Source organism: Bradyrhizobium sp. Unk1 (assembly GCF_059512345.1).
In genome coordinates, this window is the sequence record NZ_JCAMOP010000006.1 from 215,273 (window position 1) to 238,830 (window position 23,558).

The window sequence follows — 23,558 nt, forward strand, 5'->3', positions numbered from 1 at the left end:
AATGGCTTATGCGGGTGGCTAGGCGGGCCTATGCCGATTGCCCGGGCGTTTGACACGTCGGGCAAAACAGGAGCATTTTGGTAGGATCGGGCAGGGCGCGGTTGTTGCGCGAAGCCCTCTCCCCAAACTCCACTGTCATTCCCCGCGGAGGCGGGGAATCCAGTACGCCGCGGCCTCTCGGTTCAATCACAACCGCTTCTGGAATACTGATCACCCGCTTTCGCGGGTGATGACACCGAGTGATGCGGCAGCAGTGCTCAGTGTGGCGAGCGCTTGTCTGCCACCGCCGGCTTCTCATCACCACCCACATCCACGCCCGCATTCCGCAGCAGCACCTTGGCCGCTTCCTTCGCGGCGCGGGCCATCGCGGGGTCGTCGCGCACGAGGTCCTGCGCGATCGAGCCATCGACCAGGAGCACGAGCTGGGTGGCGAGCGTATCCGCCTCCGTGACGCCGAGCTCGTTCAACCGCTCGCGAAACCAGACGCGGCGGCTCTCCTTGAAGGCGATGGCGATCTTCTTCACGGCGCGGTCCGTCGGCCCGAGCTCAGCGACCGCATTGACGAACGGGCAGCCGCGAAAATCCTTGGCCGCAAAGCGCCGCTCCAGCGAATCGAAGGTGCCGAGAATCTGCTCGGCCGGCGGCTTGTCGGAGGGGCGCGGCTTGACGAAGCGGCGCTCCAGATAGGCCGCGATCAGCGCGTCCTTGGAGGGGAAGTGGTTGTAGAGCGTGCGCTTGGAGATGCCGATCTCGGCCGCGATGGTGTCGACGCCGATGGCGCGAATGCCTTGCAGATAGAACAGCTTGTCGGCGGTCTCGAGGATCCGCTCCTTCATCGTCTGTGGTGTGGGCGGGGGAGCCATGCAGCGGGATGCGTCCTGTTCGCTTGACAACATGGACCTTTCATAGCCTAAGTACACAGGTCTGTGTAACCAAAATCATTGAGAATTGCAGACGCCGGCGCGCGCGTCGCGCCGACGAGGGAGAAGAATATGCCCCTGTTGCAGGTCCTGCGTCCGACATTGCCCATCCTGATCGGCGCCTCGATCATGCTGACGCTGAGCATGGGGCTGCGGCAGAGCCTCGGCATCTTCATGCAGCCGCTGACGCACGACATCCATTTGTCGGTGTCCGACTTCACGCTGGCGCTGGCCGTGCAGAACCTCGCCTGGGGCTTTCTCCAGCCGCTCGCCGGCGCGATGACTGTCCGCTATGGCTTTCGTCCCATCATGATCGTCGGCTCGTTCATGTACATTGCGGGCCTGGTGCTGATGGCGACCGCGAACGGGCTCGTCAGCATCATGATCGGCGCCGGCGTGCTGATCGGGACGTCGCTGGCCTGCACCGCGGCGGCGATCGCGATGTCGGTGGCGGCGCGCGCGGTGCCCGCGACGGTGCGCTCCACCGTGCTCGGCATCGTGTCCGGCGCGGGCTCGCTTGGTGCGCTGCTGTCCGCGCCGATCGGGCAGATGCTCAACGAGGGTTTTGGCTGGCGCGCCGGGCTCGCCGGCTTCGTCATCATGTCGGTGCTGATGATTCCCGCGGCGTGGTATGCGGGTCGCGTCGACCAGGTCCCGCTGCCGAAGCCGGCCGCCGACGACATCGGCGATGCCACCGCCGCATCGGTGGCGAAGGCGGCATTCGGCAACGTCCCCTTCGTGGTGATGACCTGCGCCTATCTCGTCTGCGGCATGCAGCTCGTGTTTCTCACCACGCATCTGCCGTCCTATCTGGCGATCTGCGGCCTCGATCCGATGCTGAGCGCGCAGACGCTCGGAATGATCGGCGGTTTCAACGTGCTGGGCTCGCTGTTCTTCGGCTGGGCCGGCCAGCGCTGGAACAAGCTCGCGCTGCTCGGTGGCATCTACATCCTGCGCTCGCTCGCGCTCGCCTGGTATTTCATGCTGCCGGCGACGTCGTTCTCGACGTTGCTGTTCGGTGCCATCATGGGTTTCCTCTGGATGGGTGTCGGGCCGCTGGTCGCCGGCGCCGTCGCCGAGATGTTCGGCCTGCGCTGGCAGGCGATGATCCAGGGCCTTGCCTTCATGAGCCACCAGATCGGCAGCTTCCTTGGCGCGTACGGAGGAGGGGTGCTCTACGACGCGCTCGGCTCCTACACCATGGCCTGGCGCATCGGCGTGGCGCTGGGCTTGGCCGGCGGCATCATCCAGGTCGCGTTCGCGCTGATCCGGCCGTCGCAGCCGCCGACGCCGGTGTTGCGGACGGCGTAGGCGGGGTGGTGCTCGCGAACGTCAGCTTGGGAGCTTACAGCGGATGCCGTGCGCTAGGCATGACAGGCAAAAGCCGCTCGCGCCCGAAGCGCACATCAGGCATGCGGCTCGCGGGCATCATCCTTCGCTGTTCAATAGCCTACGCGGGGCTCAGCGCTCTACCATGTAGGATGGGGGCGCAACGGTCAGAAAGTCTTCGCGCACCGGCGCGAAGAAATCGATCAACTCTGAATCTTCCGGAAAATAGGCTTCGTGTTCGATGCCACCCGGGATCACGGCGATGTCACCGGGCTTCATTGTTCGCTTTTTGTCGTCAATTCGAAATTCCATGGTGCCGGTAATCATCCACACGAACTGCTCATGCGGATGCTTGTGAGCGGCGGCGCGCGCGCCCGCCTTAATTCTCCAGCTGACCATCGTGCCTTGTTTGCCCGATATGACTCGGCGCCGAATGTTCTCGGTAATCTGCTCTTCGGGCACTGACGCCAGTTTGTCGAAACCTGTGATGACGGGCATGTCGCTTACCTCCGCGTGAGATGTCGGACGTCACGACCATATCGAACGTGCGCGGTCCGCGTAAGGCGGCCATGGCGAAATTCATCTCAGCGTCGTTTTGCTTTGCGAAGCAACGTCGAGCTCCCATCGCGCCAATTATTGTAACAAGAACAACGGCTCTCCTGTCGACTGTTGGCCCATTAGCGAAGTGCGAACCGTCTGATTGAGGTCGGCTTCGCGGGCCGCAGCGGACCAATTTTGCTCAGGTTGAGCTATTCGCATTTTGAACCAAGACGGACATGGACCGCACGGCGTTCCTTAGCTACCGACTTGCCCAATTCGGCGTGGGGAATCGCGGTGCAGGTCCCAACCCGTCGGGCCAGACTACCGCCTGCCTTCCGTCCTGCCACTGGATCGTCACGGCCTTCTGTCCGATCTGGAAACCGCGCTGGTCGACGGCGAAGTCACCGAGGACAGACCTGGTTTTGAGTGACAGCAGCGCGTCGCGGAGCTTTTCAGATTCGGTGGTCCCTGCCTGCCGCACCGCCTCGGCAAAAATCTGGCAGCCCGCATACGAGTTGGCCGATTGAACAGCCGGCGCGCGGTCGAATTCCTTTTGGTACGCCGCGACGAATTCCGGATTGCCGGGATTTGGCAAGCTGCCGTCCCAGAATGTTGCGCTGTAGACAAACTCGGCATCCTTTCCGAGCAACTGGTAAAATTCCGGCAGCAAGCCATAGGGCAGACTGCTCACCATCTTGGTATCGAAGTTCAGGACCCGCATCTGGCGAATCATCGCCATCAGATCATCGATCCGGACGGCTGCCGTAACCAACAGATCCGGAGCAGACTGCTGCACCTTCAGGAAGACCCCGGAGAAATCGCTTGTGCCAGTGGGATAGCTTTCGAGGGACACCACATTCAAACCCATGCTCCTGGCAAGTTCGTTGGTGGTTTTCGCCACTGCCTTCGGCAACAGCGCATCCTGATAGACGATTGCCACATTCTTCAGTCCATTGCGCGCTGCGAGGTCAAGCGCACCGACTGCTGCTGAGTCAACTGGTGCGAGTACCATGATCAGGTACTTGCGCCCCTTTTCCCAGATCGAGCTCGTCGCGGCGTTCGCCGCAATCATCACCTTGCGATACTTGTCCGGGATGTCAGCAACGGCTTCCGTAATTGCGGTGCCGTAAGGTCCGAGAATCGCGTCGACCTTGTCCTCGGTGATCAGCTTCTCGTACAGGCGCGCCGCAGTCTTTTCGTCAGATTCATCGTCGTAGATCAGGAACTCGACGGTCTTGCCGAGCAGACCGCCTTGCGCGTTCAGGTGCTTCTGACACAGCAGGTAGCCCTCCCGGCCATATCTGCCTTGAACGGAGTATGCCTTCCCGGTGATTGACATAGTGGCGCCGACCCGAAGCCGTTCGCGATCGGGATCCTGAGAGAGCGCGGATCCGCAAATCCCGAGCGTAACCAGAGCGGCGAGAACGATAACGACGAAGGACCTGGCCACGGGAATTCTCCCAAGCCTGACGATCCCACCCACTCGAGCATTTTAGCACAATGCGAACCAGATCGAAACGTACGCACTTGTGTCTTCTGACGTTCAGCGAGGAGAGGGAACTCTGTCCGAGCCTCGCCTTTCGCCTTCATTGCGCGATCTAACATAGGAACGGACCGCAAAGTCCGCTCGTGGCCCTCAGCTGAACAACGAACGGGCCGCCGCCATGTCGGCTGTCTGCGGGAGACCGGACGTTGTACGACGATTGCCTTGACGGGCGCTCCTGACCTATTTCGGACATCAATTTTCCAGCCCGAGACTGACCAGAGGTCGGTTGCCTCGACGACAGCGGCTCGCACACTCAGGCCTTCCAAATCAATGATCACCTCGCGGGGGAAATGGTCGGCGGGGCCGCCGGGTTAACGACGCCATAGTGGTCAGCCAGGAAATTGCTCGAGTTGGCATAATTCGCCGGCCGAGACCTTTCCGGTAGCATCGTGGCGTCCCAAGCCTCCCAGTCGCTTTTCAGCCGTTCGAATACGTCTTTCTCCCGATCCTTGAGGTTGGCCCGCTCACGCGGGTCTCTCGCAAGATCGAAGAGGAATTCGTTCCCAGCAACCCGCAAATATTTCCGATCGCCGTCGCGGATAGCACGCTGCGATCCCGCCTTATAGCGCCAGCACAATTTCCGAGGATGCGCCTCCATCCGGGTAGTCAAGACTTGTCCAAGATCCTCTCCATCGGATGGATACGCCGCGTCCGGCGATGTGCCGGCAGCAGCCAGTAAGGTCGGCATCCAGTCCATCGTGATCATGACCTGCTCGGACACCGCTCCAGGCGCGATCCGTCCAGGCCAGCGCACGATCGCGGGAATGCGAATGCCACCTTCGAGCAGCTCGTGCTTCATGCCGGTAAACGGCCATACGTTGGAGAATCGTTCGCCGCCATTGTCACTGGTGAGAACGACAATGGTGTTGCCGGCGAGACCGCTGGCTTCGAGCGCTTGCAGCACGCGACCGATATTGGCGTCCAGGCTCTGCACCATCGCCGCATAAGTTTTCTGCGAGCCGCCATCGCGGTCAAAAATATCCCTGATCCGCTTCGACTCTGCCTCATCATCCGGCCCTTCCCATGGCCAATGCGGAGCGGTGAAATGCAGGCTCAGCAGAAACGGCTCTTTTGACTTGGCGTAGCCTTCAATAGTTTGCACGGCTCGATCGCCGAGTAAGTTTGTCATGTAACCGTGACGCTCAACCGGTACCTCCTGCTCGTAAAGTTGATGCGCAAGTCCGGGGAACGGTAATACATACGTCCGGGAAGCCTCCGCTCCATGATTGAAATAGTCGGCGCAGCAGCCGAGTATCCCGAAAAACTGATCATAGCCGCTCTTCATCGGACTGAAATCCGGCAGATCACCAAGATGCCACTTTCCAACTAGCGTCGTGCCATACCCAACATTCTTCAGCAGCGACGGCAAAGTGGGGTGACTTGGCGCCAAGCCAGTCCCTTTGGGACTTAAAGAAATAAGCGGCTCTTCGAGCCCAACCGGCAAGCGAGCCTGATAGCGCCCCGTGATCAAAGCCGTGCGCGTCGCAGAGCAGTCAGGCGAATTGGAGTACGCCTGCGCGAATCTCAATCCCTCGGCAGCCAGCCGGTCTATGTTCGGTGTCGTATAGTCCCGCTGACCGTAGCAGCCCACATCGGCGTAGCCGAGATCATCCGCCAGGATGAAGACAATGTTCGGCTTTGTCGATTGAGCCCGAGCCGGGCGACGATGGCCCATCCCCGCGAGTGCCAATGAACTCGCGGCAGTCGTTTGGACAAAACGACGACGAGAAATTGCGCTCTGCTGAACCACGAGTGCTCTCCCTCTTAAGTTGATTGGTGACTGAGAACAAACCTTAACATCCTAGTCGCTTTCGCGATAGCGGATGGGTTGCCCGCGAGAGCTGAACCGAAGGCACTGCAGCAACCAGGATGTCCACTTCTGGCCCACTGCTGGCCAATCGGAGCATCGTTCGAGACGGCAGCTTTTGACCCTTATCGGAAGTCGGTGGGCCCAATCTCGCCGTCTACCGTTGGCAGGTATCGGAGCCATTCGCCGGATCGGATGCCTCGCGGGTCAACACCTTGGTGCGAAGCGGTGTAGTCGATCTCTCCGCACGTGGCGCCGATGTCCATCAGCTCCGTGTCGCTCAACTTGGACAGGGTGGCGCGCAATTTTTGGCATTCGCGGCGCTCCCGAAAGGCATCCCAATATTTCCAGATGAAGCTGGAGACATGCCGGGTTGATACGGATGTTCGTTCCAGCAACGTTGTGACGTGCGTCAAGTTCATTGCGAAGTCCCCCTGGGACGGAGTTTCTTCCACGGCCTTAGCGTTCCCCTGTTGCCATCATGGTGTCAGGAGCCGTCGCAGCCGGCACGAGGGTGCCGCGAGGGCGGCGGGTACGCTTGACCGGCATCTTACATTTTCCTCACCGGCAGCTTATTCTTGCGATTTCCGGCCAGGCCAAAGCGCTACCCGGTTTTCGGGGCTCTCATCCAAGGGGATTCGCATCTTGCGCTATCTCTTCGAGGATTACGTATTCGACCCTGACCGGCGCGAGTTGTATCGAGGGGCAGACGTTGTCCGTATCGCACCGCAGGTGTTCGATCTGCTCGATTATCTGATCCGCAACAGGGAGCGCGTCGTCGGTAAAGACGACCTCATCAAAGCCATCTGGAATGGGCGCAGCGTATCCGACGCGGCGCTGACAACCCGCCTGAATGCCGCCCGGACTGCAATCGGCGATTCCGGCGAGGAACAGCGCTTCATCAAGACACTACCGCGCAAGGGCCTCCGTTTCGTCGGAGCTGTCCGGGAAGCGAAGGAACCGGCAGGCGCAGCAGTTGCCGACGACCAGCTAGAACTTCAAAAACCCGACCTTGCACTCCCCGACAAACCCTCCATCGCCGTGCTGCCGTTTGAGAACATGAGCGGCGATCCCGAGCAGGAATATTTCGCCGACGGCATGGTGGAAGAAATCATCACTGCGCTATCGCGCTTTAAGTCTCTGTTCGTTATCGCGCGTCACTCGAGTTTTACCTTCAAAGGCAAAGCTGTCGATATCAAGGAGGTCCGACGCAGGCTTGGCGTGCGCTATGTGCTTGAGGGGGCTGTGCGCAAGGCATCTGGGAAAGTTCGCATCACAGGGCAATTGATTGATGCGGTGACAGGCGCGCATCTATGGGCGGACAGATTCGAGCGTGATCTGACGGATATTTTCGCTCTCCAGGACGAAGTAACGCTCGCCGTCGTCTCGGCCGTTCAGCCAAAGATGCTTCAAACAGAAATCGAAATGGCGACGCGGCGGCGACCAGAGAACCTCACTGCCTATGACTTTTTTCTCCGATCCATGCAACAGTATTACCTGACGACCCGCGAAAGTTTAGCCGAGGCGATCAGGCTGGCTCATCGCGCATTGGAGCTAGACCCCAGGTTCGGCTCCGCAGCGGCTCTGGCAGGTGACTGTCATGCGAGCAACGTCGCTTTAGGCTATGCCAACGATCCCCAGTTCGACTGCAAGGAAGCAGTTCGGCTTGCTCGTTTGGCATTGAGGATCGATGATGGTGATCCGGACACCTTGTCAAGAGTTGCCGTAATCTTGGCGGGCATGGTCGGCGATAGTGAAGCCGAGATCGAAATGGCTGACCGGGCGGTCGCGCTCAACCCAAATTCTTGGCGCACTTGGAACAACAGAGGCTGGGTCTATATAATGGCGGGGCAGCCGGAGGAAGCGATCCGAAGCTTTGAACGTGCCATTCGCATGAGCCCGGTAGACCCGCTGCTGCACATGACGTTTCTTGGCATTGGGCATGCCCTTATGGGGCTTCGCCGCTTTGACGAGGCGATCGTCGTATTGAAGAAAGCCCTTCGTCAGAATCCCTTCTTTATGCCAGCTTGCCGCGGCCTCGCGTCCGCCTTCGCCCATCTCGGACGCGACGCTGAGGCGCACGCGGCGGCGGCGCGCGTGCTTGAGATCGATCCCGCCTTTACAATATCGGCGCATATCGCCCGGGTCCCCAAAAACTCGAAGCTGTTTATCGAGGGTCTTCGGAAAGCGGGGTTGCCCGAATAAGCTTCCTGCGCTGTGCGGACGATGTGATCGAATGACGGCTTATGGCCCATCAGCGAAGTGGCGACACCTTTCGTTGAGGTCCGCTTGGTGGGGTAGAGCGGACTGACTTTGCTCACTCCGCGTTCTTCGCATTTTGACCCAACTGAGACATTGGCGGTCCACTGCGCAACGGCTTTGGAGCCGGTTTCAGCCCGATCCGAATATTCGTTTTCGCCGCCAAGGCTGGTGGAAGGGCTGCGCGCTCAACGTTTCGCGGTGCGCCCGCGGATGTGGTCAAAGCCTTGCTTGATTGCGGCGAAGCGCGCTTCGATCATCGGCTCAAATTCGAGGTCGGTGAAGATGTATGGCAAGTCCTTTTCGACGCCTTCGCGGACGAGTTCACCGACATAGTTGGGTTCTATGCCCTGAGAAATGCGTTCCCGGAGCATATTGATCCACTCGGCACGTGGGCCCGAAGTCGGCAGGGCAGGGAGCGCCCCCTCGAAGCGCTTGGGGAGGTTGCGTCGTGAGTTCATGATTTGAGTGCGGATGATCCCTGGACACAGCACCGATACGCCAATCCCTCGGGGCGCGAGTTCACGCCGCAGGCCCTCGGACAGCGCGACAACGCCATACTTGGAGACGTTGTATGCATTGCTCTCCCCTGAAATGAGGCCGGCGATCGAGGCTGTGGAGACGATGTGTCCACCCTCGCCATGCTGCTCGATCAACGGCCCGAAAATCTCGATCCCCCAAATGGTCGCCATCAGGTTGACGCCCAGGGTCCAGTTCCACGACGCCTCGGTCCAGGCGCCATAGGCCCCACCGCCGCCGACGCCCGCGTTGTTGACGAGGATATGCACCTTGCCATAGCGGGCAGTCGTGGCTTCGGCGGCCGCCACGAGTTCGGCTTTGAGTGAAACGTCCGCTTTCACGCCGTCGACATCGACGTTGGTGAGCCTCAGTTGCTCGAGCGCCGCGGACAGAGCCGCTTCTTCAATGTCGCAAAGCATGACTTTCGCCCCCGCTTGGGCGAAGGCGGTTGCGATCCCCAGTCCAATGCCTGACGCTGCACCGGTCACGAACGCAGTTTTTCCAGCGAGTTCCTTCACGCGCATTCTCCCCGTGCAAGCGGATACCCTTGCCCCAAAACGCCAAAGTGTCCCCGGACGCCATATGACCGCGTTTTCGAGCGATCGGGAAGCGTGCCGGATCCGGAGGCGCCTTGGCGCTGGTTGTGTTGTCTGCTATCATACATCCTGGGATAGCATGGCGGCTATCCTCCATTCGGGGGAAGATGATGAAAGCTTCATTTTTTCTACTTGCGGGTTTGACCATTCTGTCGATCAGTGCAGCCAGCGCCGCCCCCAAAGCCGCTGCTGCCCCGATCTCGGAAACGAAGGTTAGCCCGGTCGCATGTTCGACGTCGGGTGGCGGTTTCGGGACCTATCCGGCAGGTTGCCGAAACGGAGCGAACTTCAAGACCTACGATGAATGCAAGCAATCAGGCGTCAAGCGCGGCTGGAGACACGAAGACATGGCGTGGTATTGCAGCGGGTTGGGACTGCAATAACGAGCGGACGCTAAAGTGGTGATGACGATTCATTCCGATCTCATTGCGCTTTAGGACGCCACGACGTTCACCTTGGCCGATGCGGGCAGCGGAAGGCGCAGCCCGTGGGCCAGCGCCGGCCGTTTCGATGCCGGCTGCCTTCGCGCTGCGGCTTTGCGTTACCTGCAAATATGGCGGTTGCCATCCCACCCGAGGTAGGTGCTCGTTGCCGGATCGTAGGATCGATAACGCTCCGCGCAGGAACGTGAAGCCGTGCCATCCGCGCGAGCCATGGCGCTGTCCGCGCCTTGCGCAGGAGCTGCGCCATCCGGCAATTCGAGGCCCAGCCGACCTGCCGGCGTCAGCGTGCCGTTCAGGTTGCGATTGGGGTTCTCGGCCTCGTACGTATCCGGATGACTGCTCGCAAAGCCGGATTGCGCGTAGGCGGCGCTTGCGGTCAGGCCCGACAACAAAGCCACGGCAGCGAGAATTTTAAGTCCAGTCATCGTCCATCTCCATCATTGCCCGGTGCAATTGTGCTGCCGGTGCGAGAGGAGTTGGATCGACATCTGCGCTGAACAAGCGCGTTTGATCGCATGCGCGCGACCTGGCGCGATCTCGTCGTTCAAATGCAGAAAGAATCGTTTGCTTGCGGAACGGGAAGAATGGTCCACCGCGCGCCGGGCGCACGCCTGCCTTTGCTCTCGTTCCCCGGACGCAGCGCAGCGTCACCTCGACGGTGCGCTTGCGCGCGACCGGCGGGCGACGCTGGGCTGGCTGCGGCCAGCGCTGGCTGACATCGGGTCCAGGTTCAACTGAAACAGAAGGCCGCCGGGCGGTATGGACTAGCGACGTCCTGATCGCTTGAGTTCGGCGACCTTAAACCTGTTGCCGGCCTGCAGGCTGCTGCAAAACCAGTGGGCCCTGTTTCGGTTTTCGCCCAGGAACACCTTGGTTTCGACGCAACCCTCGTAGGATGTATGGGTGATGGTGTCTCGGCACGTTGGCGAGAAAGGTCCATAGTTCAGACCGCCGCCCGACTCGCTGCATCCAACCCAGGGATCTTTGCCGCTTGGGAAGCTTGATGCACAGCCACCGTTGCAGCTGCTGGCGACTTTCTCCAGGCTGGCAAGCCTCCCCATCGCCGAACCCGGCGCATACGAAGGCGTGCTCGTGGTTGACGTTCGAGTGGTTGACGCAGTCCGACGCGGCGCCGTTGTGTTTGCTCCCCGCTCCGACACGTGCGGCTTTGCCACCTGTTTCGGCGCGTCGACCGTGACAGGAGGAAGCGTGGCGGCGGAGCCAGTCGGGATTTGCGACGCTGCCGGAGCGCACAGCAAGGCAGTTGACAAGACAGCGATGGCTGAGGGCACGACAAAGCTTGACGATAATTTCATGAGCATGTCCTTCCCAAATCCGGGACGGAGATGCCGCCCCGGTAAATGCACGGTAACATACATTCCGGATTGGGCAACCGAGGGTTGAGGGGGGGTATCTGCCTATAAGCTCGCCATCCGCACCAAGCGTGGCCCTCTGCGAAACGGCTCTGGATTGCTTCGTCGCAACAGCTCCTCGCAACGACGGCGTGGAGAAAGAGCAGGGCGTCAGCTTCGGTCTCGCGCCCCGACATGAGAGGGCACAAATAAAAACGGGGCCGTGAGGCCCCGTCAAAAGTCCGTAGCTTAATCCGCGATCTTACTTGATCTTCTTACTTGATCTTGGCTTCGCGGAATTCGACGTGCTTGCGCGCGACCGGATCGTACTTCTTCTTGACCAGCTTGTCGGTCATGGTGCGCGAATTCTTCTTGGCGACGTAGTAGAAGCCGGTGTCAGCCGAGGACACGAGCTTGACCTTGATGGTGACCGCTTTGGCCATGTTCAGAACCTCAGGAATGAAGGGAATCTGGAGCCGGCCAAACGGCCCGCGTTGGCCGGCAACCTAGCCAGAAACCGCCTGATGTCAAGGTTTCGAAGCGTTTTCGAGCGAAGTGGGCACCGGTTCGCGTCAAGAAAACGCGTCAAAAACAACAACCTAGAGCCCCGAACGGGGCTCTAGTGCGGAAAACCACCCAAAACGGTCCCATTACGCCTCGAAGAACCGGTTTTTCGGCCGCGGCAGGCCCAGATTCTCCCTCAAAGTGGCCCCTTCATACTCTTTGCGGAAAATCCCGCGCCGCTGCAGCTCCGGCACCACCTTGTCGACGAAATCGTCGAGGCCGGCGGGCAGGAACGGGAACATGATGTTGAAGCCGTCGGAGCCGCGCCCGACCAGCCATTCCTCCATCTGGTCGGCGATGGTCTTGGCGGTGCCGACGAAGGACAACCCGCCATAGCCGCCGACGCGCTGGGCGAGCTGGCGCACCGTGAGCTTGTCGCGCTTGGCGACGTCGATCATGCGCTGTCGGCCGCTCTTGCTGGCGTTGGTCTCCGGAATCTCCGGCAGTTGCCCGTCCGGATCGAAGCCTGAGGCGTCCGTGCCGAGGATGACCGAGAGCGAGGCGATGGCGCTGTCGTAATGCACGCGGCTGTCGAGGAGGGCGCGCTTCTCCTTGGCCTCATCGACGCTGTCGCCGACCACGACGAAGGCGCCGGGAAGAATCTTGAGATGTTCGGGGTCGCGGCCGATCTTCTCCATGCGGCCCTTGATGTCGGCATAGAGCTTCTGGCCGTCGGCGAGGGGGCCGCCGCCGGTGAACACGGCTTCCGCCGTCTCCGCCGCAAGCTGCCTGCCGTCCTCCGATGCGCCGGCCTGCACGATCACCGGCCAGCCCTGCACGGGGCGGGCGATGTTGAGGGGGCCGCGCACCTTCAGATATTTGCCGTTGTGGTCGAGCACGTGCATCTTCGCGGGATCGACGAACACGCCGCTTTCGACGTCGCGCACGAAGGCGTCGTCGGTGAAGGAATCCCAGAGGCCGGTGACCACGTCGTAGAACTCGCGGGCGCGCTTGTAGCGCTCGGCATGCTCCATGTGGTCGTCGAGGCCGAAATTCAGCGCCGCGTCCGGATTCGAGGTGGTGACGATGTTCCAGCCCGCGCGCCCGCCGCTGAGATGGTCGAGCGAGGCGAAGCGCCGTGCCACGTGGTAGGGCTCGTCAAAGGTCGTCGAGCCCGTCGCGATCAGGCCGATGCGCTCGGTGACGGCGGACAGCGCCGACAGCAGCGTGAACGGCTCGAACGAGGTCACGGTGTGGCTGCGCTTGAGCGCGTTGACCGGCATGTTCAGCACGGCGAGGTGATCGGCCATGAAGAAGGCGTCGAACTTGCCGGCCTCGAGCTTCTGGATCAGCGTCTTGATGTGGCCGAAGTTGAAATTGGCGTCCGGCCAGGCCCCCGGATAGCGCCAGGCGCCGGTATGGATGCTGATCGGGCGCATGAACGCGCCAAGCTTGAGTTGCCGTTGTGCCATCGCCCCGTATCCGTTCTGGGTGTCGTTGGGGAAGACATAGGGACGCCTGGGAACTCCGCCATCGGGGGAGGCGGGAAGATTTTTTCGTTTTTCGCGACATGCTCAGCACAATCGCGTCATTCCGGGCTCGCGCTGCGCACGCCCCGGAATGACAAGGGGGAGCCATCGAACCGATCCGCCGCTCGCCCCGACCAAGCCAAGACCCGTGAGGAGACCTTCAATGGCAGGTGCAATGACCGTGGACGGCGGCACCGTCCGCATCGACCGGCCCATGCCATGGGTCGGCCGCCTGCTGTCGCTGCCGCTGCTGGCCGCGAGCGGTTATCTCTTGTGGAACGTCGCGCTCGGCCTGCGCCAGGATTTTTCCGGTTTTGGCCGGCTCGCCGATGATCTCGTGCCGGTGCTGGTGTTCACGGGGTTGGGACTGCTCGTCGGCATCCCCGGAATCATCCTGCTGACGTTCCGCACCTTCGTCGTACTCAACGAGACGCTGCGCCAGATCGTCATCACCAGGCAGTTCGGCCCGCTCAATATCCGCAGTCAGCGCGATCTCGCCGACTATCACTTCGTCAGCATCACCGACGACTACGATGCGGATCTGACGACCTACGACGTCAATCTCTGCGGCAACAGGGGCACCGAGCCGATCACGCTTCAGAGCTTCACGAAGCGCGAGGAGGCGGACAAGCTCGCAAGCGAGATCGGCCGCGTCCTGAAACTGCCGGCGCGCGACTATGTTGGCACCGAGCCCGATGATTCCTGATTGAGGTCCAGCCACGGCCTGTTGCTACCCGTTGCGGAAATTGCCATCCTCGCGGCCGAAACCGCAATGGAAGGCCATGACCTCAGCGAATAACTCCATTCCCGCGATTCTGCCGCGCGGCAAGGGCCACCAATTCCTGTTGTATGGCGACTCCTGTTCGGGCGTGCCGGATGGCTTGCACGAGAAGACCTTCGCCTCGGTCAATGCGGTCGTTCAACGCCTGAGACCGCAGCCTGAATTCGTTCTCTTCCCGGGCGATGAAATCATCGGATTGACGCCGGATCCGGGCGCGCTGCACGCGCAGTGGCGCTATTGGCTGGATACGGAAATGGCATGGCTCGACCGTGCGGCCATTCCGATGTGGCACACAACCGGCAATCACACGACCTATGATGTGATGAGCGAGGCGGTGTTTCGCGCAGTGCTCGCGCTGCCGAAGAACGGGCCGCCGGGGCAAGCGGGTCTCTCCTACTTCGTGCGGCGCGGCGACCTCCTGATGGTGTTCGTCAACACGCTCTGGAGCGGCCTTGGAGGTGAGGGCCATCTCGAGCTCGGGTGGCTGGAAGCGACGCTCAGAGAAAATAGTGACGCCCGGCACAAGCTCGTCCTTGGTCATCACCCGGTGTTTCCCGTCAACGGCTTTACGGGGACGTATCAGCGCGAGATCGGCCACGAATATGCCCGCCCGTTCTGGGACATCCTGGTGAACGAAAACGTGCTTGCCTATCTGTGCAGCCACATCCTCGCCTTCGACGTCCAGGCGCATCGCGGTGTCCTGCAGATATGCACTGCGGGCGCGGGAACGGCGCACAGGATGCCGGAAGGCGTCGAGTATCTGCATTGCGTTCAAGCCGCGCTGGACGAGGAAGGCCTGCGTTATCAGGTGCTCGATACCGACGGCGTTGTCAGGGAGAGGATGGAATGGCCGCTACGGGATACTGATCCCGCCAAATGGAGGGAGCTGCCGCCCGGGGAAGCCGAAGCGCCGTTCAGCGGATGTGTGGAGAGCGGACACAGGATCGAGCTGAGACTGGTCGGACGAAGTGCCGCGACCGATGTCGCATCAGCTCAGACGATTTTCACGGCCTTCGCGCCTGGTTCGATCGCGCCGTTCTGGCTTGGTCTCAGGGGACCGAAGCAAACTCTGACAGCCATCGTAGGGCGCCAACCGGGACGCAGTCCATCCTATTGGTTCGGACCTGATTTTCCGGCAGGCGGCGATTTCGATATTCACGTCGCTTTCTATCCGGATATGGGCCCCGGCGGTCTCCTATACCGCGATCACGGCTCCCCGCGTTGGTCGTCCTTCACCTCTGCGACGGCGCGAGGGTTGGAGCAGCTTGTGTGGCCGCAGTACTGGGCGATCGGTCACGGACAAGGTGGCAGCGAAGACCGCGCCTTCAGAGGTGCCGCGCTGAGTTTGCTGATCGCGTGAACGAGCCTGGAGAGCTCGGTGGCTGGATCAGCTCAAGATATCCTTCTGCATCTTGCCGCCGTAGAAATGGAAGAACGGCACCGGCGCATCGTGGCGGAGCGGGCCGGTGGCAAGGCGCGCATCGAGCTCGTTGAGCACGTTGCGTGTCATCGGATGCAGATCGGCGAGCGGCTTCGAGCCGAGCTCGACCCAGACCAGCTCGACCAGCTCGGCATCCGCATGGATCACGCCCTCGACGCGGTGGGTGATCGCGGACGCATCCGCGGTGAAGAAGCGGGTATCGAAGCGCTTGACGCGGCCGGGCGGGGTGATGGCGCGCGCGATCAGGAACAGGCTTGAGGGGTCGGGCAGCAGGCCCGCATCCGCGAACGGCTTCCAGGCGCCCTCGAGTTTTGCTTTCCCCTCGGTCTTGCGTCCGAGGCAGAGGCCGGTCTCTTCGCAGGCCTCGCGGATTGCGGCAATCGCCAGCGACTTGGCGCGCGAGGCCGGAGTCTTCGGGCTGCCCTTGGCGAGATTGGCTTCCAGCTCGGCGGTGATGGATGCAGCACACGGCACGCGATAGTCGTCCTTGTCGACACGACCGCCGGGGAAGACGAACTTTCCGGGCATGAACACCACCTTGTCGTGGCGCTTGCCGACCAGGACTTTTGGGATGTTGCCGCTACGGTCGACCAGGATCAGCGTCGCCGCATCGCGGGGACGGAAATAGGGATGGTGGTCGGCTTCCTTGCCCTCGTGGATCTTGGCCTTCTCGGCTGCCTGCGACGTGTCCGTCATGTCCTCACCCAAACCGCTTTTTGATTATTTGCTTAGACCGGCGGAATACCATCCGGAGGGTTGTCGTCAAAGCCGTGCATGCGCAGAGCCCATTGCAGACCGACCACAGCTCCCTTGACCGGCTGGAGCAACGCGAGCGAGGCGACGAAGGTGAAGGGCAGATAGGCCGCGAAGCTGAGCCAGACCGGCGTGGTGTAGTTGGTCTCGATCCAGAGGATCGTGGGCACCACGATGTGGCCGACGATGACGATGACGAGATAGGCCGGCAGATCGTCGGCGCGGTGCGGCGTGAAGTCGAGGCCGCAAACCGCACAATTGTCCGCGGTTTTGAGGAAAGCACGGAACAGCTTGCCCTCGCCGCAGCGCGGGCATCGGCCGCGGAAGCCTCGCTTCATGGCCGTCCAGACGTCGCGCTTCTCGACGAGGCCGGTCTCGCGCGTCCAGATCTTCGGGGCCGTGCTCGTCGTCACCATGCCTTGCCCTTCTGGCCCTTGCCTTTCCCTTTGTTCTTGCCTTGGTTCTTACCTTGGTTCTTACCTTGGGCCTTCTTGCCCTTGCCGGGCTTCTTCTGTTTCGCCGGCTTGTGTTTCTTCGCCGGGCTGCGTCCGGGATGCGCCTTGAACGAGGGGCGGCGTTGCGGACCGGATGGCCTGCGGCCGCGCGGCGCGGTCTCGCCGGTCGACGACAGCAGCTCGAAGCGCAGCGCGCCTGCGATGGGAGCTGCTTCTATCAGACGGACGTCAACGACGTCACCCAGCTGATGCATGGTGCCGCTGCGCGTGCCGACGAGCGCGTGCCGGCTCTCGTCATAGTTGAAATATTCCGTGCCAAGGGATCGGATCGGGATCAGGCCGTCGGCGCCGGTCTCTGCGAGCTTGACGAACAGGCCGGCGCGGGTGACGCCGGAGACGCGGCTCTGGAAACTCGCGCCGATGCGGTCGGCGAGGTGATGGGCGATCAGCCGGTCGACGGTCTCGCGCTCCGCCTTCATCGCGCGCCGTTCGGTTACCGAGATGTGGGCTGCGACCTCGCCAAGGCTTTCCGGCGTCTCGCTGTCGGGCAGGGCGCCTTCGCCGAGGCCGAGCGCGCGGACCAGCGCGCGGTGCACGACGAGGTCGGCATAGCGGCGGATCGGCGAGGTGAAATGCGCGTAGCGGCGCAGGTTCAGGCCGAAATGACCGTAATTCTCGGCGGAATATTCGGCCTGGGCCTGGGCGCGCAGCACGACCTCGCTCACCAGCGGGAAGTGGTCATGGCCTTCGAGCTGCGCCAGCACGCGGTTGAACAAAGCGGGCCGCAGCGCGCCGCCTTTCGCGAACGGAACGTCCAGCGTCTCCAGAAACTCCGCGAGTGCGTGGACCTTCTCCAGCGTCGGCTCGTCGTGCACGCGGTAGATCAGCGGGAGAGACTTCTTCTCCAGCATCTCGGCTGCCGCGACGTTGGCGAGGATCATGAACTCCTCGATCAGCTTGTGCGCATCGAGACGTTCGGGCACGACGACGCGATCGACCGTGCCGTCGCTCTTCAACAGGATCTTGCGCTCGGGCAGATCGAGATTGAGCGGATCGCGCTCGTCGCGGGCGCGTTTGGCGCAGGCATAAGCGGCGTAAAGCGGCCTCAGGATCGGATCGAGCAGCGGGCCGGTGGTATCGTCGGGCCGGCCGTCGATCGCGGCCTGCGCCTGCGCATAGTTCAGTTTCGCCGCCGAGCGCATCAGGATGCGGTGGAAGCTGTGCGAGCGCTTGCGCCCGTCGGGGCCCAGCACCATCCGCACTGCGAGCGCGCCGCGCGGCTCGCCCGGCACCAGCGAGCAGAGATTGTTCGAGATGCGCTCGGGCAGCATCGGCACGACGCGGTCCGGGAAATAAACCGAGTTGCCGCGATCGAGCGCATCGCGGTCGAGCGCGGTGCCCGGCCGCACGTAGAAGCTCACGTCCGCGATGGCGACGTCGACGATGAAGCCGCCTCTGTTGTTCGGATCAGGGTCGGGTTGCGCATGCACCGCGTCGTCGTGATCCTTCGCATCCGGCGGATCGATGGTGACGAGCGGCACGTCGCGCCAGTCTTCACGTCCCTTCAGATTGGCGGGCTCCGCCGCTTCGGCTTCACGCTCTGCCGCGGGCCGGAACTGCAGGGGGATGTCGTGCGCGTAGATCGCGATCAGGCTGATCGCCTTCTCCGACTTGACCGAGCCGAGCTTCTCCTTGACCCGGCCCGAGGCCAGCCCAAACGCGCGCGAGCGGATGATGTCGACGCTGACGAGGTCGCCGTCCTGCGCGCCGTGTGCGTCGGCCGCGGCGATGTTCAGCTCGCGGTCGGCAGACTTCTTGTCGACCGGGACCAGCCGTCCGCCGCCTTCGGGCAGACTGCGGAACACGCCGAGGATGCGGCTCTTCGTCTTGTCGAAGACCTTGATGATGTGGCCGCGATAGGCCGGGCCTTCGTTCTCGTCCGAGCGCTCGACGCGCAGCAGCGCGCGATCGCCGATTCCGGCCGCGGTGCCCGGCTTTGGCCGGCGCGGCATGACGATGAGGATTTTTGGCGGTTCGCCGCTTTCGACCTCGTCCCATTCGGTGGGGGAGGCGATCAGCTCGCCGTCACTGTCACGGCCGGTGATGTCGGCAACCAGCGTCGGCGGCAGGCTGTCCGGCTCGGAAACCTTGTGGCGCTTTTTCTTGATGGTGCCGTCGTCGGCGAGCTCGCGCAGCATGCGCTTGAGCTCGATGCGATTGGCGTTCTTCAGGCCGAACTCGCGCGCAATTTCGCGGGTCCCGACCTTTCCGGGATTTGCCTTGATGAAGGCGACGATGGCGCTCCGGTCGGGAAAGCCATGGTCATTCTTGCGTTTCACTTAACCTCTAATTCTTGATCTAGGTCTTGCCGGCACTCTTCTTGGCCGGAGCCTTGGGGGCGGCGGTCTTGGTCGGCGACGTTTTTGCGATCGTCGACACGGCGGCGCGCGCCTTGCTGGTGGATTCGGATTTGGGTTTGGCCGCCTTCTTCGCGGCCGGTTTCTTCGGCTTCGGCGCGGCGTCATCGCCGGCCTTCTCCGCAGCCTTCTTGGCCTTGGCCGGCTTCGCGGCTTTCTTCGCCTTGGTCTTGCCGCCGCCCTTGGCCGCGCGCTCGTCGATCAGCGCGATCGCCTGCGGCAGCGTGACGGTGTCCTTTTCGAACTCGGCCGGGATCGTCGCGTTGACGCCGCCTGCCGTGACATAGGCGCCGTAGCGGCCGCTCTTCACCGTGACGGTGCCGAGGGTCGGATGATCGCCGATCGCCTTGCCGGGGTCGGCGCCGAAGCGGCGGCTCGGGCCCTTGGCGACCTTCTCCGCGATCAGCGTCACCGCGCGGTTGAGGCCGATATCGAAGACCTCGTCGCCGCTCTCCAGGCTGGCGTAGGTCTTCTCGTGCTTCACGAACGGCCCGAAACGGCCGAGACCTGCCGTGATCGGCTGGCCGGTCTCCGGATGCTTGCCGATCTCGCGCGGCAGCGACAACAGCTTCAGCGCAAGCTCGAGCTCGACATCGCCCGGCGAGGTGCCCTTCGGGATGCCCGCGCGCTTCGGCTTCTCGCCTTCCTCATAATCCTTCTGCTCGCCGAGCTGGATATACGGCCCGAAGCGGCCGGCCTTGACCCAGACATCGCGACCCGTATCAGGGTCCTGGCCGAGCGAACGGTCGGCGGTGGTCTCGCTGTCGGCGGCGAGCTGGCGGGTGTAGCGGCATTCCGGATAGTTCGAGCAGCCGACGAAGGCGCCGAACTTGCCGGCCTTGAGATTGAGCCGGCCGTTGCCGCAGCTCGGGCACTGCCTGATATCGCCGCCATCGGCACGGGGCGGATAGATGTGCTGGCCCAACATGTCGTCGAGCACGTCGAGCACCTGGGCTACGCGCAGATCCTTGATCTCGTCGACGGCGCCGATGAAGCCGGTCCAGAAATCCTTCAGCACCTGCTGCCAGGAGATCTCGTTGTTGGAGATGCGGTCGAGCTGCTCCTCCAGATTGGCGGTGAAGTCATATTCGACGTAGCGGCTGAAGAAGCTTTCGAGGAAGGCGACCACAACGCGGCCCTTGTCCTCGCCGTGCAGGCGCTTCTTCTCCAGCTTGACGTAGCCGCGGTCCTTCAGGACCTGGAGGATCGAGGCATAGGTCGAGGGACGGCCGATGCCGAGCTCTTCCATGCGCTTGACCAGCGAGGCTTCCGAGAAGCGCGGCGGCGGCTCGGTGAAGTGCTGGGTGACGGCGAGCGACTGCCGCTTGAGCGCGTCGTTCGGGCTCATCGCGGGCAGGCGGCGGGAGTCCTCGTCCTCCTCGTCGTCGCGGCCTTCCTGATAGAGCGCCAGAAAACCGTCGAACTTGACGACCTGGCCCGTCGCCCGCAGCTCCAGCGTGCGGGAGCCTGCCTTCGCAGTGATGTCGACGGTGGTGCGCTCGAGCTCGGCCGATTCCATCTGGCTCGCGATGGTGCGCTTCCAGATCAGCTCATAGAGTCGCGCCTGGTCGGCATCGAGCTTGCGGCTCATGCTGTCGGGGCGGCGCGACATGTCGGTCGGGCGGATCGCTTCGTGCGCTTCCTGGGCGTTCTTGGCCTTGGCCTGGTACTGGCGCGGGGCCTCCGGCACATAGGCGTTGCCGTAATCCTCGCCGATCACCTTGCGCGCCTGGGTGATCGCGGACGGATCGATCTGCACGCCGTCGGTACGCATATAAGTAATGAGTCCGGTGGTCTCGCCGCCGATGTCGATGCCCTCATAGAGGCGTTGGGCGATGCGCATCGTGTGCGCCGGCGCAAAGCCGTATTTGCGGCTGGCTTCCTGCTGCAGCGTCGAGGTGGTGAAAGGGGCCTGCGGATTGCGCCGGGCCGGCTTCGCATCGACCGAGGTCACGGCATAGGCGGCTGCTTCCAGCGCCTTCTTGAAGTCTTCCGCTTCCGCGCCGCTGCCGACGTCGAGCCGCTGGATCTTCTTGCCGTCGGCGCCGACGAGGCGCGCCTCGAAGGCGTCGCCGCGCGGCGTCAGCAAGGTCGCGATCAGCGACCAGTACTCGCGCGGCACGAACTTTTCGATCTCGAGCTCGCGGTCGCAGACCAGCCGCAGTGCCACCGACTGCACGCGGCCGGCCGAGCGGGCGCCCGGCAGCTTGCGCCACAGCACGGGGGAGAGGGTGAAGCCGACCAGATAGTCCAGCGCCCGGCGCGCCATATAGGCGTCGACCAGCGCGCCGTCGATCTGGCGCGGATTCTTCATCGCATCCGTGACGGCCTGCTTGGTGATGGCGTTGAACACCACGCGCTCGATCTTCTGATCCTTCAGCGCGCGCTTTTCCTTCAGCACCTCCAGCACGTGCCAGGAGATGGCCTCGCCCTCGCGATCAGGGTCGGTCGCCAGAATCAAGCGGTCGGCGTTCTTCAGGGACTTGGCGATATCGTTGAGCCGGCCGGCCGCCTTGGGGTCGACCTCCCAGATCATCTTGAAATTTTCGTCCGGATCGACGGAACCGTTCTTCGCCGGGAGGTCGCGGACATGGCCGAACGAGGCCAGAACCTCGTAGGACGAGCCCAGATATTTGTTGATCGTCTTGGCTTTCGCCGGCGACTCCACAATGACGATATTCATGTAGTTCCAGTAACTTACGGGGAAATTACGAGCCGCTTCCGATGAGATTCGGATCGGCCGTTTCGACCCGAACATGGGTGGTGAGGCCCTCGCTGTCAAATCGAGGGGTGTTGAAATCACCCTGAATGGGAAAAGTTTCATATCGAGAAAGTTGCAAAATACCACCTTGGAGTTGCGGTCAATGTCAGCGTAGAGTCCTCCCGGGGCATGGATTCGGGTGGGGTCTGGTGACTAAGCCAGGAAAGAAACGGGCGCGCGCCGCATCAGGCGCGCCGGGGGGCTCGCGCGGCGAGGAACCAGGGGAGGGCGGCGTCGATGAGGCCGTCGCCTTCATTGCCGAGCAGGTCGCGGCGTTGCGCAAGCTCGCCGAGCGCCACAAGCTCGACGTGCTGCATTATCTCTTGGGCATGACCAAGCTAGAGGCCGACGAGCACCTGCGGCTGCGGAGCAAGCGCAAGCTGTCGTAGCGGCGCGCAATTCCATCAATTCCGTCATCCTGAGGCGCGAGTGGCGCGATGCAAAGGCATCGCGCCGGGAGCCTCGAAGGATGGGCGGCCCTGCTGATGCAGCCGGGCCGCCCATCCTTCGAGGCTCGCCGAAGAGGCGAGCACCTCAGGGTGACGGCGAGAGAATTGAGCGCGCTGCTCGGGCGCGGTCAGCCGCTGCGGCTTGCCATTCTAGCCAATCGCTGGCCGAGATATTCGGCCGTGCCGAGGTCGCTGTGTGGCAAGGCGCCTTCGACCAGATGCGTCGCCAGTCCAAGCTGGCTGCCTAATCGATTGCGGCCGTTCGGATCCTCGCCTCCGGGAATATCGAGCCCGCACCAGAGCATGCCGTGCTGAGCAGCCAGGATCGTAAAGTAGGTCAGCGTGTGCAGTTGATCGCCGCCTGCGCAGGCACCCGTCGTGAATCCGGCCGCGATCTTGTTGGCCCATCTTTGCTGGGTCCATCGGTCGCTTGAAGCGTCTGCAAAAGCTTTGAATTGCGCCGCCGGCCCGCCCATGTAGGTTGGGCTGCCAAATGCGACCGCGTCGGCGCGGTCAATTGTCTCCAGCAATCGCTCATTCTGGAAACGGCCCGACACGATGTCGTCGCCGGTGATCCGACAAAGCGCGATCTCCGCCATCCCGGCCGCGCCGCGCGCCACCGCATGCGCCAGCTCCTCGGTGGTGCCGGTGATGGAAAAATAGACGATGGCCAGCAGGTGCATGGTGGGCATCTAGCCATCTTTGACGCCGTCGATCTTTTGTACAAGTCCCTCTGCGTCGTCATTGAAGCAATCCAGGGTCTTTCCGCGGGTAGCAGTCTGGATTGCTTCGCTTCCGCCTTCGCTCTTCGACGGATAAGCCGCTCGCCATGACGGCGTGAAGGCAGTTCAATCCTGTAGGTAGCCTGCCGCATTCCGCTGGAAGGATTGGTCTCGAAACACCGGCAAGCTGAAGGGGACCATAACCGCGCGCCGTCTGAACACTCGTCCATTAACATAGGTTATTTCGCCGACGTTTTGGCGACCCCGCTTTCGGAACCGCGCAATTGTCAGGACGGTTGAAGATTCCATTCGTGCGGAATTCCAAGCCGGGATGAGAACATGAAACGAAGACGAGTGAAACAGGTGGACGCACTTGATGTGCGACTTGCCAGTGAAGCCCGAGAGTTGCGCGAACAGGCCAAACAACTCCCCCCA

At 62.4% G+C, this 23,558-nt stretch carries 20 protein-coding genes; 6 read left to right on the forward strand and 14 right to left on the reverse strand.

The genetic code is table 11. The features are described from left to right. Window positions 1-257: 257 nt before the first annotated feature. Window positions 258-863 (reverse strand): TetR/AcrR family transcriptional regulator, encoded by a 606-nt coding sequence (locus AC5ZFO_RS10210; protein ID WP_282520940.1) that lies wholly within the window; start codon window positions 861-863, stop codon window positions 258-260. Window positions 864-992: 129 nt separating this feature from the next. Here AC5ZFO_RS10210 and AC5ZFO_RS10215 point away from each other — a divergent pair, with 129 nt between their 5' ends. Beyond that, a complete protein-coding gene (locus AC5ZFO_RS10215; protein WP_282520939.1) occupies window positions 993-2,231 on the forward strand; it encodes an MFS transporter in 1,239 nt (412 codons plus the stop codon). A gap of 150 nt (window positions 2,232-2,381) precedes the next feature. Here AC5ZFO_RS10215 and AC5ZFO_RS10220 read toward each other — a convergent pair whose 3' ends face one another. The 4 genes from AC5ZFO_RS10220 to AC5ZFO_RS10235 form a co-directional block, all read right to left on the reverse strand. Beyond that, complete coding sequence (locus AC5ZFO_RS10220; protein WP_282520938.1) at window positions 2,382-2,747, reverse strand: cupin domain-containing protein; 366 nt, start codon at window positions 2,745-2,747, stop codon at window positions 2,382-2,384. A gap of 301 nt (window positions 2,748-3,048) precedes the next feature. Further along, window positions 3,049-4,239, reverse strand: a complete 1,191-nt coding sequence (locus AC5ZFO_RS10225; protein ID WP_496122016.1) for an amino acid ABC transporter substrate-binding protein — start codon at window positions 4,237-4,239, stop codon at window positions 3,049-3,051. A gap of 370 nt (window positions 4,240-4,609) precedes the next feature. Beyond that, entirely contained in the window at window positions 4,610-6,085 is a 1,476-nt protein-coding gene (locus AC5ZFO_RS10230; protein WP_496122017.1) for a sulfatase family protein, read from the reverse strand. A gap of 182 nt (window positions 6,086-6,267) precedes the next feature. Further along, window positions 6,268-6,564 (reverse strand): DUF1127 domain-containing protein, encoded by a 297-nt coding sequence (locus tag AC5ZFO_RS10235; RefSeq protein ID WP_282520935.1) that lies wholly within the window; start codon window positions 6,562-6,564, stop codon window positions 6,268-6,270. A 223-nt stretch (window positions 6,565-6,787) separates the two neighbouring features. Here AC5ZFO_RS10235 and AC5ZFO_RS10240 point away from each other — a divergent pair, with 223 nt between their 5' ends. Further along, window positions 6,788-8,347 (forward strand): winged helix-turn-helix domain-containing tetratricopeptide repeat protein, encoded by a 1,560-nt coding sequence (locus AC5ZFO_RS10240; protein ID WP_282520934.1) that lies wholly within the window; start codon window positions 6,788-6,790, stop codon window positions 8,345-8,347. Window positions 8,348-8,589: 242 nt separating this feature from the next. Here the strand turns inward: AC5ZFO_RS10240 and AC5ZFO_RS10245 are convergent, their stop codons facing one another. After that, window positions 8,590-9,438, reverse strand: a complete 849-nt coding sequence (locus tag AC5ZFO_RS10245; protein ID WP_496122018.1) for an SDR family NAD(P)-dependent oxidoreductase — start codon at window positions 9,436-9,438, stop codon at window positions 8,590-8,592. Between the two features lie 188 nt (window positions 9,439-9,626). On the opposite strand from AC5ZFO_RS10245, the gene AC5ZFO_RS10250 reads away from it, so the two are divergent. Then, window positions 9,627-9,899, forward strand: a complete 273-nt coding sequence (locus AC5ZFO_RS10250; protein ID WP_282520932.1) for a hypothetical protein — start codon at window positions 9,627-9,629, stop codon at window positions 9,897-9,899. Window positions 9,900-10,057: 158 nt separating this feature from the next. Here AC5ZFO_RS10250 and AC5ZFO_RS10255 read toward each other — a convergent pair whose 3' ends face one another. The 3 genes from AC5ZFO_RS10255 to AC5ZFO_RS10265 all read right to left on the reverse strand — a co-directional run bounded on the left by AC5ZFO_RS10255 (window position 10,058) and on the right by AC5ZFO_RS10265 (window position 13,287). After that, window positions 10,058-10,384 carry a BA14K family protein gene (locus tag AC5ZFO_RS10255; RefSeq protein ID WP_063982797.1) on the reverse strand — a complete coding sequence of 109 codons (327 nt, stop codon included), beginning with the start codon at window positions 10,382-10,384 and terminating at the stop codon, window positions 10,058-10,060. Between the two features lie 1,202 nt (window positions 10,385-11,586). Beyond that, window positions 11,587-11,754: a 50S ribosomal protein L33 gene (gene rpmG / locus AC5ZFO_RS10260; RefSeq protein WP_007603295.1), complete on the reverse strand. Its 168-nt coding sequence runs from the start codon at window positions 11,752-11,754 to the stop codon at window positions 11,587-11,589. A 207-nt stretch (window positions 11,755-11,961) separates the two neighbouring features. Beyond that, entirely contained in the window at window positions 11,962-13,287 is a 1,326-nt protein-coding gene (locus AC5ZFO_RS10265; protein WP_282520931.1) for an LLM class flavin-dependent oxidoreductase, read from the reverse strand. 220 nt (window positions 13,288-13,507) lie between these two features. Here AC5ZFO_RS10265 and AC5ZFO_RS10270 point away from each other — a divergent pair, with 220 nt between their 5' ends. Next, entirely contained in the window at window positions 13,508-14,050 is a 543-nt protein-coding gene (locus AC5ZFO_RS10270; RefSeq protein WP_282520930.1) for a hypothetical protein, read from the forward strand. Window positions 14,051-14,126: 76 nt separating this feature from the next. Then, window positions 14,127-15,485, forward strand: a complete 1,359-nt coding sequence (locus tag AC5ZFO_RS10275; RefSeq protein ID WP_496122019.1) for a metallophosphoesterase family protein — start codon at window positions 14,127-14,129, stop codon at window positions 15,483-15,485. A gap of 27 nt (window positions 15,486-15,512) precedes the next feature. On the opposite strand, the gene AC5ZFO_RS10280 is transcribed toward AC5ZFO_RS10275, so the two are convergent. The 4 genes from AC5ZFO_RS10280 to topA are packed head-to-tail and all read right to left on the reverse strand — an operon-like array spanning window position 15,513 to window position 21,874. Next, window positions 15,513-16,262 carry an NUDIX hydrolase gene (locus AC5ZFO_RS10280; protein ID WP_496122020.1) on the reverse strand — a complete coding sequence of 250 codons (750 nt, stop codon included), beginning with the start codon at window positions 16,260-16,262 and terminating at the stop codon, window positions 15,513-15,515. 32 nt (window positions 16,263-16,294) lie between these two features. Beyond that, window positions 16,295-16,735, reverse strand: coding sequence for a DUF983 domain-containing protein (locus AC5ZFO_RS10285; protein ID WP_028155044.1), 441 nt, complete (start codon window positions 16,733-16,735; stop codon window positions 16,295-16,297). After that, entirely contained in the window at window positions 16,729-19,113 is a 2,385-nt protein-coding gene (rnr, locus tag AC5ZFO_RS10290; RefSeq protein ID WP_496122021.1) for a ribonuclease R, read from the reverse strand. The genes AC5ZFO_RS10285 and rnr overlap by 7 nt, the downstream gene beginning before the upstream one ends. Before the next feature lie 19 nt (window positions 19,114-19,132). Next, complete coding sequence (topA, locus tag AC5ZFO_RS10295) at window positions 19,133-21,874, reverse strand: type I DNA topoisomerase (protein WP_496122022.1); 2,742 nt, start codon at window positions 21,872-21,874, stop codon at window positions 19,133-19,135. 227 nt (window positions 21,875-22,101) lie between these two features. Between topA and AC5ZFO_RS10300 the strand changes: the two genes are divergently transcribed. Then, on the forward strand, window positions 22,102-22,341 hold the full coding sequence (locus tag AC5ZFO_RS10300) for a hypothetical protein (RefSeq protein WP_282520925.1): 240 nt from the start codon (window positions 22,102-22,104) through the stop codon (window positions 22,339-22,341). 188 nt (window positions 22,342-22,529) lie between these two features. Here the strand turns inward: AC5ZFO_RS10300 and AC5ZFO_RS10305 are convergent, their stop codons facing one another. Continuing rightward, window positions 22,530-23,093, reverse strand: coding sequence for a flavodoxin family protein (locus AC5ZFO_RS10305; protein ID WP_282520924.1), 564 nt, complete (start codon window positions 23,091-23,093; stop codon window positions 22,530-22,532). Window positions 23,094-23,558: the final 465 nt, after the last annotated feature.